The sequence below is a fragment of the Haloglomus halophilum genome (assembly GCF_024298885.1).
GTDB classification, from domain to species: Archaea; Halobacteriota; Halobacteria; order Halobacteriales; family Haloarculaceae; genus Haloglomus; species Haloglomus halophilum.
The window spans coordinates 3337124-3352456 of the sequence record NZ_CP101166.1 but is presented as its reverse complement, the minus strand read 5'-3'; the positions used below and the strand labels follow the sequence as shown (position 1 = coordinate 3352456).

The 15333-nt window shown below is 70.4% G+C and carries 17 protein-coding genes; 12 read left to right on the top strand and 5 right to left on the bottom strand.

Annotated features, from left to right (window positions below):
* Nucleotides 1–107 precede the first annotated feature (107 nt).
* From NL114_RS16270 to NL114_RS16260, 3 genes are all read left to right on the top strand, one after another.
* On the top strand, nucleotides 108–2147 hold the full coding sequence (locus NL114_RS16270; protein WP_254821968.1) for a hydantoinase/oxoprolinase family protein: 2040 nt from the start codon (nucleotides 108–110) through the stop codon (nucleotides 2145–2147).
* The gene (locus NL114_RS16265; protein WP_254821967.1) at nucleotides 2140–3912 is read left to right on the top strand and encodes a hydantoinase B/oxoprolinase family protein; all 1773 of its coding nucleotides are present in this window, start codon (nucleotides 2140–2142) and stop codon (nucleotides 3910–3912) included. Before NL114_RS16270 ends, NL114_RS16265 begins: the two co-directional genes overlap by 8 nt.
* A gap of 128 nt (nucleotides 3913–4040) precedes the next feature.
* A complete protein-coding gene (locus NL114_RS16260; RefSeq protein WP_254821966.1) occupies nucleotides 4041–5117 on the top strand; it encodes a hypothetical protein in 1077 nt (358 codons plus the stop codon).
* Here the strand turns inward: NL114_RS16260 and NL114_RS16255 are convergent.
* Nucleotides 5057–5737 (bottom strand): SOS response-associated peptidase, encoded by a 681-nt coding sequence (locus NL114_RS16255; protein ID WP_254821965.1) that lies wholly within the window; start codon nucleotides 5735–5737, stop codon nucleotides 5057–5059. The genes NL114_RS16260 and NL114_RS16255 overlap by 61 nt on opposite strands.
* 63 nt (nucleotides 5738–5800) lie before the next feature.
* Complete coding sequence (locus NL114_RS16250; RefSeq protein ID WP_254821964.1) at nucleotides 5801–7300, bottom strand: sensor histidine kinase; 1500 nt, start codon at nucleotides 7298–7300, stop codon at nucleotides 5801–5803.
* Nucleotides 7301–7427: 127 nt separating this feature from the next.
* On the opposite strand from NL114_RS16250, the gene NL114_RS16245 reads away from it, so the two are divergent.
* The gene (locus NL114_RS16245) at nucleotides 7428–7892 is read left to right on the top strand and encodes a MaoC/PaaZ C-terminal domain-containing protein (RefSeq protein ID WP_254821963.1); all 465 of its coding nucleotides are present in this window, start codon (nucleotides 7428–7430) and stop codon (nucleotides 7890–7892) included.
* Between the two features lie 46 nt (nucleotides 7893–7938).
* Here NL114_RS16245 and NL114_RS16240 read toward each other — a convergent pair whose 3' ends face one another.
* Nucleotides 7939–8496, bottom strand: coding sequence for a type IV pilin domain-containing protein (locus NL114_RS16240; RefSeq protein WP_254821962.1), 558 nt, complete (start codon nucleotides 8494–8496; stop codon nucleotides 7939–7941).
* An 80-nt stretch (nucleotides 8497–8576) separates the two neighbouring features.
* Nucleotides 8577–9215 carry a helix-turn-helix domain-containing protein gene (locus tag NL114_RS16235; RefSeq protein WP_254821961.1) on the bottom strand — a complete coding sequence of 213 codons (639 nt, stop codon included), beginning with the start codon at nucleotides 9213–9215 and terminating at the stop codon, nucleotides 8577–8579.
* 84 nt (nucleotides 9216–9299) lie between these two features.
* On the opposite strand from NL114_RS16235, the gene paaA reads away from it, so the two are divergent.
* From paaA to NL114_RS16195, 8 genes are all read left to right on the top strand, one after another.
* Nucleotides 9300–10235 carry a 1,2-phenylacetyl-CoA epoxidase subunit PaaA gene (paaA, locus tag NL114_RS16230; RefSeq protein ID WP_254821960.1) on the top strand — a complete coding sequence of 312 codons (936 nt, stop codon included), beginning with the start codon at nucleotides 9300–9302 and terminating at the stop codon, nucleotides 10233–10235.
* A 2-nt stretch (nucleotides 10236–10237) separates the two neighbouring features.
* A complete protein-coding gene (locus tag NL114_RS16225; protein WP_254821959.1) occupies nucleotides 10238–10588 on the top strand; it encodes a phenylacetic acid degradation protein PaaB in 351 nt (116 codons plus the stop codon).
* Nucleotides 10588–11511, top strand: coding sequence for a 1,2-phenylacetyl-CoA epoxidase subunit PaaC (gene paaC, locus NL114_RS16220; RefSeq protein ID WP_254821958.1), 924 nt, complete (start codon nucleotides 10588–10590; stop codon nucleotides 11509–11511). The genes NL114_RS16225 and paaC overlap by 1 nt, the downstream gene beginning before the upstream one ends.
* On the top strand, nucleotides 11508–11963 hold the full coding sequence (gene paaD, locus NL114_RS16215; protein ID WP_254821957.1) for a 1,2-phenylacetyl-CoA epoxidase subunit PaaD: 456 nt from the start codon (nucleotides 11508–11510) through the stop codon (nucleotides 11961–11963). Before paaC ends, paaD begins: the two co-directional genes overlap by 4 nt.
* A complete protein-coding gene (locus NL114_RS16210; protein WP_254821956.1) occupies nucleotides 11960–12124 on the top strand; it encodes a PaaD-like zinc ribbon domain-containing protein in 165 nt (54 codons plus the stop codon). The genes paaD and NL114_RS16210 overlap by 4 nt, the downstream gene beginning before the upstream one ends.
* Before the next feature lie 173 nt (nucleotides 12125–12297).
* Entirely contained in the window at nucleotides 12298–12861 is a 564-nt protein-coding gene (locus NL114_RS16205) for a hypothetical protein (RefSeq protein WP_254821955.1), read from the top strand.
* 88 nt (nucleotides 12862–12949) lie between these two features.
* On the top strand, nucleotides 12950–13399 hold the full coding sequence (locus NL114_RS16200) for a helix-turn-helix domain-containing protein (RefSeq protein WP_254821954.1): 450 nt from the start codon (nucleotides 12950–12952) through the stop codon (nucleotides 13397–13399).
* Between the two features lie 55 nt (nucleotides 13400–13454).
* The gene (locus NL114_RS16195; RefSeq protein WP_254821953.1) at nucleotides 13455–13736 is read left to right on the top strand and encodes a hypothetical protein; all 282 of its coding nucleotides are present in this window, start codon (nucleotides 13455–13457) and stop codon (nucleotides 13734–13736) included.
* A gap of 55 nt (nucleotides 13737–13791) precedes the next feature.
* On the opposite strand, the gene NL114_RS16190 is transcribed toward NL114_RS16195, so the two are convergent.
* Nucleotides 13792–15306, bottom strand: coding sequence for a hypothetical protein (locus tag NL114_RS16190; protein ID WP_254821952.1), 1515 nt, complete (start codon nucleotides 15304–15306; stop codon nucleotides 13792–13794).
* Nucleotides 15307–15333: the final 27 nt, after the last annotated feature.

Sequence of the window (15333 nt, the reverse complement as noted above, 5' to 3'; positions counted from 1 at the left end):
GCCGGCAGTGGACGGTGGGCGATGAGGGTGCGGCCCCGACCCAGCTCGCACCCGGCTCGAACCCGGACTGACGCCGGTTTTACCATGACTCCTGGCGTGGCCGCCGTATGGGCGACAGCGACACCGCCACCCGCGTCGGCATCGACGTGGGGGGCACCTTCACCGATGTCGTGGCGGTCACGGACGGGCGGGTTCGGGTTCACAAGGTCGCCTCGACCCCGGACGCGCCGGAGCAGGGTGTCGTCGAGGGCCTGTCCGAAGCGGCCGACGAGGGGCTCCCGCTCCAGGCCGTGGATGCGCTCGCACACGGGACGACCGTCGCCACGAACGCGGTCCTCGAACGCGACTGGGCCGACACGGCGCTCCTGACGACCGAGGGGTTCCGGGACGTGCTGGAGATCGGCCGCCAGGACCGGCCCGACCTGTACGACCTGCACGGCGAGAAGCCCGACCCGGTGGTGCCCCGGGACCGGCGCTACGAGGTTCCCGGGCGCCTCGACGAGCGGGGGACGGAACTGGCCCCGCTCGACGAGGAGACGGTCCGTGACCTCCCCACCGACATCGACGCCGAGAGCGTCGCGGTCGCGCTCCTGTTCGCCTTCGAGGACGACAGCCACGAACGGCGGGTCCGGCGGGCGCTTCGTGACGGCGGGTACGAGGGCGCTATCTCGCTATCGAGCGAGGTGCTGCCCGAGATCCGGGAGTACGAGCGGACGCTGGCGACGGCACTCAACGCCACGCTCCGGCCCGTGCTGGACCGATATCTCGGCCGGCTCGATGGCCGGGCCCGCGAGGCCGGCGTCGGCGCCGACCTCCGGGTGATGGCCTCGAACGGCGGGCTCATGGACGCCGATACCGCCCGCGAGACGCCCGTCCGGACGCTCCTCTCCGGGCCGGCGGCCGGCGTCCGCGGCGCGGCCCACGTCGCCGCGCGCCACGGCCACGACGATGTCCTGACGATGGACATGGGTGGCACCTCCTGTGACGTTTCGCTCGTCCGGGACGGCGAGCCGCTCGTCTCGACGGACGTGACGGTCGGGGAGTACCCCGTAGCGACGCCGATGGTCGATGTCCACACGGTCGGCTCCGGCGGCGGGTCCATCGCCCGGGTCGACGAGGGCGGGGCGCTCCGGGTGGGCCCCGCGTCGGCCGGTGCCGAACCCGGACCCGTCTGTTACGGACGTGGCGGCGACGAGCCGACGGTCACGGACGCCGCGTTCGCGCTCGGGCGTATCGCCCCGAGTGCGTTCCTCGGCGATATCGGCGGCGCGGGGGACGCGACCCGGCAGGCCATCGAGCGCGCGGTCGGGGAACCACTCGACGCGGACGTTCGCGAGGCGGCCGCCGGCATCCTGTCGGTCGCCGAGGCGGACACGGCGCGGGCGCTCCGGGTTGTCTCCGTCGAGCGGGGGTACGACCCGCGCGACCTCGCGCTGGTCGCGTTCGGCGGGGCCGGGCCGCTCATCGCCAGCGCCGTCGCGTCGGAGCTCTCGGTGCCGGAGGTCGTCGTGCCGCGAGCGGCGGGCGTGCTCTCGGCACTCGGCCTGCTGGTCTCGGACCGCACGTACGACGAGTCCGTCTCGCGGGTCCGCGCGTGGCGCGAGGTCGACGCCGCCGACCTCGAGGCGCTGTTCGCGGACCTGGAATCACGGGGACGTGAGCGCCTCGCGGACGTCCCCGCCGACCGCCGGCGGATGGAACGGGCCTTCGACCTGCGCTACCGGGGGCAGACGTACGACCTCACGGTCGACGCGCCGGCCGACCTCGACGGCGACGCGCTGGACGCGGTCGCCGAGCGGTTCCACGAGGCCCACCGCCAGCGCTACGGCCACGCGTCGCCCGACGAGCCACTGGAGCTGGTGACGGTCCGCCTCCGGGCGCGCGGTGTGGTCGACCCGCCCGAACTCGACCCGCCGCGGACCGAGGGCGCCGTCGCCGACGCCGTCCGCGAGGAGCGGCCCGTCACCTTCGACGGGCGGACGCTGGAGGTCCGGGTGTACGACCGCTCGCGCCTCCCCACCGGCGGGCGCGTCGAGGGGCCGGCCGTCGTCGAGGGCGCGGAATCGACGCTCGTGGTGCGGCCGCCCGACCGTGTCCGTGTCGCGGACGACGGGAGTCTCGTCGTGGAGGTGGATGCCGATGTCTGAGCACGGTTCCGACCCCGGAGCGGGCGCGGGCGTGGACGTGGACCCGGTGACGCTGGAGGTGGCGCGCAACGCGTGTGCCGCCGTCGCCGAGGAGATGAACGCGACACTCGTCCGGACGGCCTACTCGCCGAACGTGACCGAGCGCCGCGACTGCTCGTGTGCCCTGTTCGACGCCGAGGGCGCGCTCGTGGCACAGGCCGAGAACATCCCGGTCCACCTCGGCGCGATGCCGTTCTCCGTCGCGGCGGCGCTCGACGCGTTCCCGGCAGCGGCCCTCGAACCGGGCGACGCGGTGCTGCTCAACGACCCGTTCCGCGGCGGCGCCCACCTCCCGGATTTCACGCTCGTCACGCCGGTCTTCGCGGACGACGCGGACGCGGACGACGACCCGCTCGCGTTCGTCGCCAACCGCGCACACCACGCCGACGTGGGGGGCTCGCGGGCGGGCGGCGTGGCGGCGGATTCGACCGACATCTTCCAGGAGGGACTCCGCATCCCGCCGGTCAAACTGTACGAGGCGGGGGCGGCCAACGAGGCCATCTACGACACCATCCTCGCGAACGTCCGGACCCCGGACGAGCGCCGGGGCGACCTCCGCGCGCAGGTCGCGGCCAACGAGACCGGCGCCGAGCGCTATCGCGAGCTGCACGAGCGCTACGGGGCGGACCTGCCCGCCATCACCGCGGCCATCCAGAACTACGCCGAGCGCCGGACGCGCGCCGAGATCGCTGACCTGCCCGACGGGGAGTACGCGTTCGCCGACGCGCTGGACGACGACGGTTGCGGGACCGAGGACGTGCGCATCGCGGCCACCGTGACGGTCGCTGGTGACACGGTGACGGTCGATTTCGCGGGCACGGCACTGCAGACCCGCGGCCCGGTCAACGCCGTGTTCGCCGTGACAGCCTCGGCAACGTACTACGCGGTTCGGTGCGTGACGGACCCGGACGTGCCCCCGAACGCGGGGGCCTACCGACCGGTGGAGATTCACGCGCCGGAGGGGACCGTCGTGAACCCCGACCCGCCGGCGGCCGTGGTCGGTGGCAACCTGGAGACCTCCCAGCGCGTGACCGACGTGGTCCTGGGCGCACTCGCGGAGTGTGCGCCCGAGCGGGCCGCTGCGGCCGGGCAGGGGACCATGAACAACGTCACCTTCGGCGGGACCGACCCCCGTGAGGGCCGCGAGGGGCGGCCGTGGGCGTTCTACGAGACGGGGGGCGGCGGCGCCGGGGGCCACGCGGGCGGCGACGGGATGGACGGCGTCCACGTCCACATGTCCAACACGCTCAACACGCCGGTCGAGGTGCTCGAAACGGCGTATCCGCTCCGTGTGCGTCGATACGCGCTCCGACCGGACTCCGGGGGCGCGGGCGAGTACCGGGGCGGCCTGGGGCTCCGGCGCGATATCGAGGTCCGGGGAGAGGCGGCCGTGAGCCCGGAGGGCGAGTCCCGTCGGACCGGTCCGACGGCGTTCTCCCTGCTGGCGGACCGGCATCGACACCGACCGTACGGCCTGGCCGGCGGTGAGTCGGGAACGTCCGGCGCGGCGTTCCACACGCCCGCCGGCGCGGACGAACCGACCCGACTGCCGCCGAAGACGACGCTCGACCTCGACCCCGGCGACGTGGTGAGCATCCGGTCGCCCGGCGGCGGCGGGTACGGCGACCCCGCCGACCGCTCGCGCTCCGCTATCGAGCGTGACCTGCGGCTGGAGAAACTGTCGGTGGGGGCTGCACGCGAACAGTACGGTTATGAAGTAGAATAAAGGACTTCGAGAGTAATATCCGACACAATACATTTATCCCGGATGGAGCCCATCAGATCGTTCGGCATCGGGGGGCCATCTCGAACGGCTGACCGAAGACACTTACCGTGACTCGTGAATCGTCGGCCATGCGCCGCCGTGCCCTCCTCGCCGGACTCGGCGCCGTCGCCGCGGGCTGTACCTCGGGATACAGGGCCGACCGCGACGGTGACCGGACGCCCGGCGCCCCGACGGACGCATCGACCCTCCAGAACTGCTCCACCCCGACGGCGACCGCCACAGCGGCCGCGCCGCCGGCCGACGCGGAGTTCCGCATCGCCGACCTCGCCGTGGAGTACACCGCCGACGGCCCCGACAACCGCTACGTCCTGGAGCCGTCGGCGTTCTACTCGGCCGAGGCTGTCGAGCGCGAGGCGGCGGAGCCCGGCCCCGACCCGGTGGTGATGGCCGTCGAGGAACTCGACTCCCCGGACGTTCGGGCGGCCGTCACGACGGCCATCCAGGAGGAGAGCTGGCGCGCCGACGAGCTGCCGGCCGGCCTCGCGGAGACCGTCGAGCGGGTGGACTTCTTCACCGGCGCCAGTAGCGGGACCTACACCCACGTCGGCCTCCAGCTGTATCGACTCCACCCGGACCGCCCGCCGGCGGTCGTCCCGGAGGTCCGCGTGACGGACCCGTACGTCGCGCCGGACGACCCCGGCGAGATAGCGTTCGGCCTGCGGAATCGTGCGTCCGAACCCCGCGAGGTGTTCTCCGGGACGGTGCCGCCGTTCGGGATGCTCCACGCCGAGGCCACGCCCGGGCGCGGTCGGTTCCTCCTCTGGGCGGACTACGAGGCGGAGGGCTGTTTCAGCCGGACCGACGAGGGGTGGCTCCGCTGCGACATCGGGAAGGTCACGCGCATCCCCCCCCTGCGAGCGCGTGGCCCGGCGATACGAGGTGCTCCCCTCGACGACGGACCACTATCCCGACCTGACGGCCCCGCGGCCGGGGCGCTACGAGGTCGCGGCGTCGGTGGGCCACAGCACGGAGTTCGGCGGCCCGTCGACCGAGCTCTCGTTCACCACGGGGTTCGACATCCAGCAGCCCTGAGCGGCCGCGACCCGCTGCGACGGCCCCATACCGTGACCGGTCGGCCCGCCGCTCAGACGAACTCTCTGAGCCCCGACTGCTCGGTGTCGTCGCGCTCGATGATACTGCGATAATCGTTCGACGGGTCGTTGACGGCCGTCCCGATGCGGTAGGCCTCCAGGTCGTCGTCGGGATACGGTCGGCAGAGGTCGGCTCGTTCCGCGGGGTCGCCGTGGAGCCACGTCGTCTCCTCGCCCGGACGCAGGACGACCGGCATCCGGTCGTGGAGGTCGCGCATCAGGTCGTTCGGCTCGGTCGTGAGGACCGTGACACTCCGGAGGGTTCGGTTCTCGCCCTGCCACTCGCGCCAGACACCGCCCAGCAGCAGCAGGTCGTCCGGGCGGTGGACGCGGCACGGTTCCGTCCCGTGGCCGGCCTCCTTCCACTCGTAGAAGCCCGAGGACGGGACGAGGCAGGGGCGCTCGGTCCACGACTCGCTGAAAGCCGGTTTCTCCGCGACGGTCTCGGCGCGGGCGTTCATGAACCCGTCGCCGGGGCCGTCGGCCCACTCCGGCAGGAGCCCCCAGTGGTGGCGCTCGATGGTGTCCGGGTCGGCGCCCGTGACGACCTCGATGTCGTCCTGCGGGGCGACGTTGTACCGAGGTTCGTACGCGTCCGGGTCGGCGTGGGTAGTAGCGTCGAGCCGAGCTTCGAGTTCCTCGAGCGAGGGGAACAGCGAGGTGCGGCCGCACATATCCGGACGCAAGGGCGCACGGGACGTGGTTCTGTCGGCGGCGAGCGGTCGACCGAAGGCGGACTATTCCAGGGGTTCGACGCCGGTCACGTCGAAGCGGGCGCCGCCGGACGCGCTCTCGCCGACGGCGATGGACCAGCCGTGGGCCTCGACCACCTCCCGGACGATGGCCATCCCGATGCCGGAGCCGTCGTCGTCGGTGGTGTACCCCATCCGGAACACGTTCTCACGCTGCTCGGGCGGGATACCCGGTCCGTCGTCGGCGACGTAGAAGCCTCCGTCCGTGACGGCGACGGTGACGCGGACGTCGTCGCCCCCGTGTTCCACCGCGTTGGTGAACAGGTTCTCGAGCGCCTGCCGGAGCCGACTCTCGTCGGCGTGGAGCGTCAGGTCGCCCTGACGGTCCAGGGTCGCCTCCGGCGTCGGGACCGCGCCCCAGGCGTCGGAGACGACCGTCGACAGGTCGACTGCCCGCCGCTCGTCGATGATCTCACCCTGCCGCGCGAGCGTCGAGAGGTCGTCGATGAGCGACTCCATGCGGTCGAGGGCATCGGCGACGACAGAAACGTGCTCGGTGGGTGCGTCCTCGTCGAGGAAGCCCAGGCGGCCCTTCGCGATGGCGAGCGGGTTCCGAAGGTCGTGCGAGACGACGGAGGCGAAGTTCTCCAGCCGCTCGTTCTTCCGTTCGAGTTCACGGCGGTCGGTCCGCCGGCTGAACTCGTAGGTGAGCCACTGGGTCAGCAGTTCCATCACGGTCTCCTCGGTCGGCGTGAACGATGACTCGCGAGGGGACGGGCCGGCGAAGCAGAGGGTGCGGTCGACATCGTCGTCGACTTCGATCCGGCCGCCGATGTAGCAGCCGAGTCCGTGCTTCGCGTACGCGGGGTCGTCACCCCAGCCCTCCTCGACGGCGTCGACGATCGCCAGCAGGTCGTCGGTCTCCACGGTCTCCTTGCAGTACGCCTCGTCTCTGGGCATGCTCTCGCCCGGACGCAGCCCCGCCGGCGTCCCGTGCGCGTAGGCGACGGTCTGGCCCTCGTCGGTCAGCTCGTTGACCATCCCGAACGGGACATCGAGGTAGTCACAGCCCAGTTCGAGGACATCGTCGACCTTCTCGTCGAACGAGCGCTCGGCGTCGGCCGCGATGCGATACAGCGACTGGAGGGCCTGCCGGTCGCGCTCGCGGCGTTCCTCGCGACGCTTTCGGTCGGAGATGTCGCGGAGGTAGACGGAGAGGCCGCTCTCGGAGGGATATACGCGGACCTCGAACCAGGTGTCGATGGGCCCGTACTCGGCCTTGAAACTCACCGACTCGCCGGTCTCGGCGGCCCGCACGTACTGCTCGGCGAAGATGGTGTCCTCGGCGGCCGGGACCACGTTCCAGATGTGGCGACCCCGGAGCTCCGCCACCGTCGCCTCGATGCCGGCTGCCTCGCAGATCAGGTCCCGCGCCCGCTCGTTCAGGTAGCTGAACCGCCAGTCCTCGTCGAGCGCCAGGAAGGCATCCGACATCCGGTCCAGAATCTCCCCGGCATCCGGCACCTCACGCGTCTCGCCAGTCACCAGCTCCCACCCTCGGTACGCTGCATACCGCGCCTTCGGCTGCCAGGCATATAACGCTCTGTCCGACGAGGACACGACCGAGAACTCGCCGGCAAATATTTCACTCGGAACTGTGACACGGTAGCGTATGCCGTACAGTTACGAGCCGCACCACTTCGAGGACATGGCGGAGGGCAAGACGTTCGAGAGCGCCGGCCGCACGGTGACGGAGACGGACTTCGTCTTCCACTCCATGTTCACCGGCGACTGGACCGAACTCCACACCAACAAGGAGTACTCGCAGGACGGGACCTACGGCGAGCGCATCGCCCAGGGACCGATGACGTTCATCCTCGCCACCGGCTTCGTCCAGCGCTGTGGGTTCGTCGAGCGAACGGTCGAGGCGTTCATCGGGATGAACTACATGGACATCCCGAACCCCGTCTACATCGGCGACACCGTGAGCGCCACCTTCGAGTGTACGACGAAGCGGGAACTGGATTCGCGAGACGACGTTGGGCTGGTCGTCATCGACACGTCGATGACCAATCAGGACGACGAGTCGGTGTTCGAGGGGGACATGAAGTTCCTGTTCAAGCGGCGGGAGTCGTAGACCGGGCCCATCGACGGTCCACCGGGGCCGTCCGTGGCGTCGGGTGTCAGGTCGCGGCCAGCGTCCGCTCGACGAGGACCTGTCCCGAACCGGTGTGGACGATGCGGACGGTCACCTCGTCCCCGGGGCTCATCACGTAGCCGTCGTCGGTCTCCTTGATGCGGAACCTGACGAACCCCCCACTGCTCCACGTACCGTCCGTGTCGGGGGATTTAGACGAGATGGCGCCCGTCGTGTCGCCGGACTGCTTCGAAAGGAGGTCGTCACCCTCGACGTTCGACGGGCCGATGGTGTTCGACGAGACGGGCAGGTCGACGAGTCGAGTGCTGGCACCGGTCGCCTCCAGCGTGACCACGAACTCCAGCTCCGAGACATCGACCGGGTCACCGGTCTCGTGGACGAACCGCACCACCTGGCCCGGACTCCCCCCAGCCTCCAGCGGCTCCGCCGAGACCGATATCGTCGGCCCCGACTGCCCGGTCTTGTCGCCGAGGCCGAGGACGAGGGTGCCGACCAGTGCAGCCAGGATGACCGTTATCGCCACCATCAGTATCACGCCGATGACCGGTGACACCGCCCGTTCACCACCACCCTGGCCTCGCATAGGCCGAGTATCACCGACTGCGACATTGAAACTATCGGCGAACGTGGTCGTCGGCCCACAGATTCGGGTGTCGCCCGGCGTCACTCGCCGAACAGTTGCGCGAACAGCGACCCCTGTCCACGCCGGAGACGCTCCAGGAACGCCGACTTCGAGATGTCCAGCGTTTCGGCCACCTCGGCCGCTGTCGCGCTCCGTGGCACGGTGAAGTAGCCCGCGGCCAGCGCGGCGCGAACGGCCTCCTCCTGAGCGGGCGTGAGGTCCCACCGTTGCGCGATGGGGACGTCCCCCTCCTCTCCCAGCGTCGTGACGCGTTCGAGCGAGACGCCGACGCGGTCGCCGGCCGCCTCGAGAACGCTATCGAGCACGTCGTATCCCACCACGGCGCCGACGTGGCGCTCGATACCCTCGTGGTGGTGGACGGACTCGACCAGGAACCCCACGTCGACCAGGTCGTGAACGACACAGGGGTCCTTCGAGAGGCAGCGGTAGTTCCAGCGGCCGTCGACCTGCGACCCGTGGAGGTAGCGCACCCGGTCGTCCTCGTCGAGCAGGTCGCCGACGGCCTCGCTCGGCGTACTCGCACGGAGGAGGCTGTTCCCGTCCCTCCGGGCGAGCGGCGGCGCGGCGTCGACCGTCGCGTCCGCCGCTCGGGAGGCCTCCGCGAGCGGGCAGTCGTCGCCGGTGACCCGGAACTCGACGACGAGACACTCCGGGCGCATGCGGCACGGTAACGTGGCGTAGACATTTAAAACCGCCCCATGGACGGGCCAACCGGTTCGTTTCCAGCATAAATAGATGCCGGTATGGACCTGCCCACGGTTGAAGAGCGGGCGGGCCCCCGGCAGTTCGGGCCCACGGACGAGATGCCACTGGAGTACCGCGAGGCGGCGACGCGGATGATCCAGTTCCACGCCAACAGCGAGATCATGGGCGCGTACATCGAGCGCCCGTTCATCCGGCAGGCGCCCAGCCTGGACCGGAAGCTGGCGGTCAGCGCGCAGGTACAGGACGAGATCGGCCACGGCCAGTTGCTCTACCGCGCGGCCGAGAACCTCGGCGTGAAGACCCGCGAGGAGATGCTCGATGAACTCGCGAACGGGAAGGGGAAGTTCCTCAACTGCTTCCACTACCCGCTGGACAACTGGTACGAGCTGCCGATGATAATGTTCTTCGTCGACGGCGCAGCGATGCGCCGGCAGGCGTCGCTCAAGCGGACCTCCTGGGAGCCGTACGCCCACGCCATCGACAAGATCTGCTTCGAGGAGGGGTTCCACATCAAGCACGGCGAGGACATCCTCCGGGAGCTGGCCAACGGGACCCGACGCGACCAGGAGAAACTGCAGGAGGCCTTCGAGAAGTGGTGGCCCCGCATCCTGCAGTTCTTCGGGCCGACGGACGACCAGTCGACGCACGACGACTTCTCGCAGACGGTCGGGCTGAAGACGATGAGCAACGACGCACTCCGCAACGCCTTCCTCAACGCCTACCTCCCGAAGGCCGAGAAGTACGGCCTCGAGATTCCCGAGTACCCGCGCGTCGAGTACCACGAATCCGAGGACCACTACGAGGTGTACGAGGAGGACCTCGACTGGGACGAGTTCTTCACCGTCGCGCGCAACGAGTTGCCGACCGGCCGCGGCCAGATAGCGAAGCGCCGGCGGAGCCAGGACGCCGTCGAGTGGGTTCGTGAGGCCATCGAGAGCACCCCCACGGGCGGGCAGCCCGCGACAGCCGACTGACCATGATATTCGAAGTGTTCCGCCAGGAGACGGAGACGGACTACCACACGCACGTCGGGAACGTCCACGCGCCCGACGCGGAGATGGCCCGCATGTTCGCGCAGGTGGCCCACGCCCGGCGGAAGCCGGCGAACTCGCTGTGGGTCGTCCCGAAGGCGGAGATATCCGAGGTCGACGCCGACGACCCCGGCGTCGCGATGGGGGGCACCACCCAGAAGGAGTACCGCTGGGCGACCAACTACTCGACGGGCCGGATGGCCGAGGAGATCGAGGCCAGCGAGGCCGAGCAGGCCGAGGCCGAGTCACGGCGCCGGCGGCCGAGCGCCGCGGGCGATGACGGAGGTGACGACTGATGGCGACCGACGAGACGCTCCCGTGGGACCGCGAGTACGCGCTCGGCGGCCCCGACGAGCTCTCCGAGCGCGAGCAGGCGGCCGTGGAGGCCTGCCTGCGCGCGCTCGCCGACGACGAGTTCGTCCTCGCCGAGCGATACACGGAGTGGCAGGTCCGCGGGCCCACCCTGGAGAGCGACCTCGCGGTCGCGAACATCGCACAGGACGAACTCGGCCACGCGCGGCTCTGGTACGACCTGCTGGAGGACTTCGGCTACACGGAATCGGAGCTCATCTGGGAGCGCCCGCCCGAGGACTTCCGGCACGCGACGCTGGTGGAGCTCCCCTTCGACACCGGTGACTGGGCCGACGCCATCGTCCGTGGGTTCCTCTACGACGAGTTCGAGCATCTCCGCCTCGACGCCCTGACGGAGACGGAGTACCCCCGCATCGCCGACCGCGTCGGCAAGGTCCAGGGCGAGGAGCACTACCACCGCGAGCACGCCCGCAACTGGCTGGAGCGGCTGGCTACCGGCGCTGTCGACGGCGACCCGGCGAACGGCCACCGGCGGGTACAGGAGGCACTCGACCGCCTGTTCCCGCACGCGCTGACGCTGTTCGCGCCGACGGTGTACGAGCCCGACATCGTCGAACTCGGCGTGCGTCCGACACCGCTCTCGGAACTCCGCGAGGCGTGGCTCGACGCGGTGGTGCCCGAACTGGAGGCCCTCGGGTTCACCGTTCCGGTCGCGCCGGACGCCCATCCGGAGGCGGTCGACACGCTCCTGCCGGCCGAGCGGGGCCGCGACGGGAGTCACACCGACGCGTGGCCGGACCTCTACGACGAGCTGACGTTCACCTACCGACAACTCGACCGCCGGGAAGCACCGCGGCTGATGGCCGACCCGGACGATGCCGACGGTGACGGAGGTGCGCCACGATGAGCGACGCCGAGCGCCCGGAGGACGGCGACGCCCTCCCGGACGAGACGTTCGAGGACGAACCGCGGTACTGTGGGTACACCGAGTACCGCTCCGGGGGCGGGCATCCGGACCTCCCGCGGACAGGCGAGGGCGCCAGCGGCATCGAGGCGCGTGTCTGGGACGCCCTGTACGAGGTGGAGGACCCGGAGATGCCCGTCTCCGTCGTCGACCTCGGCCTCATCTACGACGTGTACGTGGACCGCACGAGCGGCGAGGCCCGCGTGGACATGACGCTGACGTACACGGGCTGCCCGGCGCGCGATTACCTGCTGAGCAGCGTCGAGCGGGCAGTCGAGAACGTCGACGGCGTCGAGGACGTACTGGTCAACCTGCTGTGGTCGCCCGAGTGGAGTGTGGAGATGGTGACCGAAGACGGCCGCGAGGCGCTCCGCGAGTTCGGGGTGGCGATATGAGACGGCTCGACCCCAGCGTCGACATCGAGGCGGACGACCCGGTGACCTGCCCGTACTGCGGGTCCGAGGAGACGACACGCGAACACCCGCGAGGGCCGTCGCTCTGCAAGTCCATCCACTACTGCAACGTATGCGAGGAGTCGTTCGAGGCGATGGCATAGGGCTCAGAAACCGCGCATTACTCACCTACATGCCCAATTACATCCAGTAAACTATTTTTAGAGATGGTATGGGGTGGGTACCGGATATGCCACCGGGTTATCGAGTGGTATGGCACAAACGCCCGTTTGTGCCTCCTGAAGGCCTTTTCCAGCGCGCTGCCAGTGATTCCCCAATGCCCTCCAGACTGTCGATGCTCGTGTTGCTCGTCGCGGTGGCGCTTGCGGGCTGTGTGGGTGGCCTGCCCGGGGGCGGCGCGCCCGGGTCACCCGACAGCACCCCGGACGCGACGCCGACCGCGACCGAGTGCACCGAACAGCGCCTGTCCGTCACCGACCCGACCCGCGACAACGTGAACCCGAGTCCGTATCCCGACCGGCCCGCGAACTGGACCGAGTCGTCCGTCCGGGCGTACGTGGTCGCGTTCGAGCAGGCGTGGTCCCGGAACCAGCAGCTCCGCGAGGCAACGAAGCGCGTGACCGTGTCCGTCTCGGATGTCTCCGTCGCGCGGACGGCGGATGGCTACCGTGTCACCCTCACCTCGCGGACGAACACGTGGTACGGCGGCCCCGCCGAGGGGAACCGCACCGCCACCATCGTCCACGGTGACGGGGCGTACATCCCGGTCCGGTACGCCCTGACCGACGGCCGACTGGTCCGCGCGGAGGGGCGGTTCGACGCGACACCGACGGTCGGCCCGCAGTCGGGGCGGACACTACACTGCTGGGGCGACGGCTGAGAGTGCGGCGAGATTCTAGAGACTCTTGGGTGAGAATCCCCACTGAGCCCGGAAAACTGGTTTGAGCAGTGCTGACGGAGTAACGGACATGACCGTATCCGAGCCCGGCCCCGAGACGACGGCCGAGAGAGTGCCTGTCGAGGTCCCCGACCTCGAGACCGTTCTGAGCGCCGTCTTCGGGCTTCGGGCGAGCGAGAGTAGCGCGTATCTGGGTCTGTTGCGAGTCCCCGATAGCTCGGCCGCCGAGGTGGCCGAGGAACTGGGTCGTGACCGCTCGAACGTGAACCGCTCGCTCCGGACGCTCCGGGACCGCGGGTTCGCCGAGCGACGCCGTGTCCTGCTGGAGGAGGGTGGCCATGTCTACCGGTACAGCCCGACACCGCTCCCGGTGGTTCGAGAGCGGATGCACGAGGCGCTCACCGAGTGGACCGACGGTGCCCGGGACCGTATCGATGATTTCGGTGCCGACATCGAGCCCGCATCGCAGACGGAGGCCGAGGGCGCCGAGGGCGTGTACGCGGGTCGGAACAAGGACTGACCGACAGCGCCACACGAACCGGAAGCTACACCCGCGGGCGCCGGACAGGGCCGGTATGTCACCCACTGTCGACGAGTTACGGGACGAGATCCGCCTGGCCGTCGGCCGCTACGAACGCGCCGTCTCGACCGACTTCACGAAGGAGGCCCTCGCGGCCATCTGTGGCGCCCTGGGCGAGGAGGTGACGGGGAAGCCGCTCCCGCCGAAGCGCGAGATGCGGGCCGTCGTGCGGGAACGGGTCGAGGGGCTCGACCCCGACGCCGTGGACGGCGAACGGTCCTTCCGGAAGGCGGAGCTGGAGGCCATCGTAGCTCGATTGCGTGACGAGGAGCCGTAGCGACCGGGTCGGTGAGAAGCTGACCGCCCTCGCCGGGCGGGCAGGACTGCCCGGTTTACCGACTACTCTCGGAGACCCGATACGCCTGGCCGTCGTACCTGAACTCGGCAGCGCCGTCGTCGTAGCCGACGCTCCAGGCCGTCGTCCGGTCGTCCGTGCGCAGGACGACCCGCTCGACATCGGGAGCGGCGAAGGCGAGCGTGTTCCGGAGCCCCCGTCGCCGACGACGCATCACCTGTTCCGGGATGAGCGTCCGGTCGGCGCCCGCCGCCCGTTCGAGCACGAGCTGCACCCGTGAACGGTCCTCGGCGTCGGGCGCGGTCCGCCAGCGGTCGGACGTGGCCGTGACCTGCCCGTCGGTTCGGTCGGTCGTCACGTCGTCCGTCGGGACCACCGACACCGCGGGGGCGTCGAACTGGACCAGGGCGGCGCTCTGTGCCGTCGCGTGTCCGTAGCCAGCCACGGCAGCGTAGCGGCCACCACCCAGGAACGGATAGCTCTCGGCCTCGCAGGGGGCCATCTCGCCCGTCGCTGCCCGCATCGTCCAGGTCTTCGAACCCCCCGGCGAGACGCCGCGGCAGTCCGACGTGTGAATGTAGGGTCCGAGGTGGAACCACTCGCCGTCCACGAGCTTGTAGAGGTTCCAGTGGCCACAGCGTGTCGACTCCAGCGAGCGGTTGATGAACGTGAACTCGACGCGAGCCGGGAGATCGGTCCGCTCGACGCCAGGTCTGACGAACGAGGGCGTGCTCGCGTCGGCATCGTGGAACCACGCCGTCTCCGACTCGCCAGGGAGGTCCGGGATGGTGGTCCCCGTGAACCGGGAATCGGTCGTCGGGCCGGGCGCATCGGTGGGCCAGACGCTCACCCGGACGGGGCGCTCGCCGGCCCGGGAGAACTCGTACATCCCGGGCGGCCGACCACGGCCGGCACCTTCGGCACGACCGACCAGGGCGTACTCCCCGCGGACGGTCTCGCCGGCGGCGAGTCGGACGCGCCCGGGGAGTTGCGGGAACGAGTCGCCGGCGAGCCGCCAGTGCCCGTCGGCAGCGCGTTCGAGCTCCGGTGGCTCCTCGACGAGCTCGTGGTTCGCCGTCGGGGCGAAGACGAGCGCCGTCCGGTAGGTGTGGTCGACTCGCCGGGGGCCCAGTGGCTGTGGGATGTCGCTCGCGAGGCGGCCGAACGGCGGCGTCCACTCCAGCCGGAACGTGTTCTCGAAAGAGTTCTCGTTTCGTAGTTCCGCCTCGACCGTCGCGGGGCTGTCGGCCGTCGCGGTCGCGGTGAAACGCATCCGGACGCTCGCCCCGTCGTCGGAGCGATACCGGAGCGGAGCGAGCGCGTACGTTCGGTCCACCGTTTCCAGGTCGACGATACTCGCCGCCCCGAGGGCCCCGTTGTCGGTATCCGGGTCCGGGTCGGGCGTCTCGGTCGGTGAGGCCGTCGGCGAGTCGGTCGGCCGGTCGCCCGAGTCCCCGTTCGGGGAGCCCGTCCGGTTCCCGATCACTTCGCTACAGCCCGCGAGTCCACCGATTCCGGCCGCGAGGCCGGCAAGGAGGGCGCGTCGTCGCATACGGGCAGCACTGGCGGGCATGGAGGC